Here is a 1,421-nt window from a genome sequence, read left to right on the forward strand (position 1 = left end):
GGTCACGTCCACGGACGTGGTGTATGAGTGGATCTTCGCGTGATCCTGTTTCTGCAGGTTAAGCGGTCAGTGTCTGCGGCAGTGGGTTCTGGGCTGGTGTGTCGCCCGGGATCACGCGCAGGCGGGCCTTGGCCAGGGCATCCAGGCCCATGTAGCGGCGGGCTTCGACCCATTCGTCGGTCTGTTCGGCCAGCACGGCGCCGATCAGGCGGATGATCGCTGTTCGGTCGGGGAAGATGCCGACCACGTCGGTGCGGCGGCGGATCTCCTTGTTCAGCCGTTCTTGCGGATTGTTGGACCAGATCTGGGTCCAGATCTCGCGCGGGAAGGCGGCGAAGGCGATGAGGTCCTCGCGGGCGGCGTCCAGGTGCTCGGCCGCGGCCGGATGCTTGACCTCCAAGGTCTGCACCACCCAGGCGTGCTGGGTGCGTACCAACGCGGCGTCGGGCTGGTCGAAGATGGTGCGCACCAGCGTGGCCACGAACGGCTGCGCGGACTTGGTCACGCAGGTGAGCAAGTTGCGCAGATAGTGCGTGCGACACCGCTGCCAGGACGCGCCGGCCAGGGTGGCGCCGATCGCGGCCACCAAACCGCGGTGGCAGTCGGAGACGACCAGCTGCACCCCCGACAGGCCGCGGGCGACCAGGCCACGCAGGAACGCCAGCCAGCCCGCGCCGTCTTCGGTACTGGTGACCTCCAGGCCGAGGATCTCGCGCCGCCCATCGGCGTTCACCGCGGTGGCCACCAGGCAGTGCACGTTGACGATGCGGCCGCCCTCGCGCACCTTCTGCGTCAGCGCGTCCAGCCAGATGAAGGTGTACGGGCCGGCGTCCAAAGCGCGGGTGCGGAACGCCTCGACCTGCTCATCCAGCACCTTGGCCATCTGCGAGACCTGACTCTTGGAGATGTTCTTGATGCCCAGCTGCTCGATGAGCTTGTCCACGCGCCGCGTTGAGACGCCCAGCAGGTAGCTGGTCGCCACCACACTGATCAGTGCCTGCTCGGCCCGGCGGCGCCGCTCCAGCAGCCAGTCGGGAAAGTACGAGCCGGACCTGAGCTTCGGGATCGCGAGCTCCACGGTGCCTGCGCGGGTGTCCCACTCGCGCGCCCGGTAGCCGTTGCGCGAGTTGGTCCGCTCGCTGCTGCGCTCGCCGTAGCCGGCCCCGCACAGGGTGTCGGCCTCGGCCGACATCAATGCTTCGGCCATGGTCTTGACCATGGATCGCAACATGTCCGGGTCATCGCTCTCGATCTGCCTCGCCAGCCACTCACCGGGCGTCACACTGTTGTCTGCGGCCATCGCCTTGTTCTCCTTCGATCTTGAACTGCGCATTCGAAGGATCACGCGATGGCCGTCCTCATTTCACGACGCCACGCCTGTCACCAGGCCAAACTCATACACCACTTCCGTGGACGCAGCC

Annotated in this window: 2 protein-coding genes; one reads left to right on the forward strand and one right to left on the reverse strand. The window is 66.9% G+C overall.

The genetic code is table 11. The features are described 5' to 3' along the window. Positions 1-58 precede the first annotated feature (58 nt). Positions 59-1,300, reverse strand: a complete 1,242-nt coding sequence (locus AB0H88_RS52530) for an IS256 family transposase (RefSeq protein ID WP_357657748.1) — start codon at positions 1,298-1,300, stop codon at positions 59-61. On the opposite strand from AB0H88_RS52530, the gene AB0H88_RS52535 reads away from it, so the two are divergent. Next, on the forward strand, positions 1,218-1,421 hold a 204-nt coding region (locus tag AB0H88_RS52535; RefSeq protein WP_357657750.1), incomplete at its 3' end, for a hypothetical protein. The two genes, AB0H88_RS52530 and AB0H88_RS52535, sit on opposite strands and share 83 nt — an antisense overlap.

This window comes from Nonomuraea sp. NPDC050680, from assembly GCF_040654555.1.
Taxonomy (GTDB): domain Bacteria; phylum Actinomycetota; class Actinomycetes; order Streptosporangiales; family Streptosporangiaceae; genus Nonomuraea.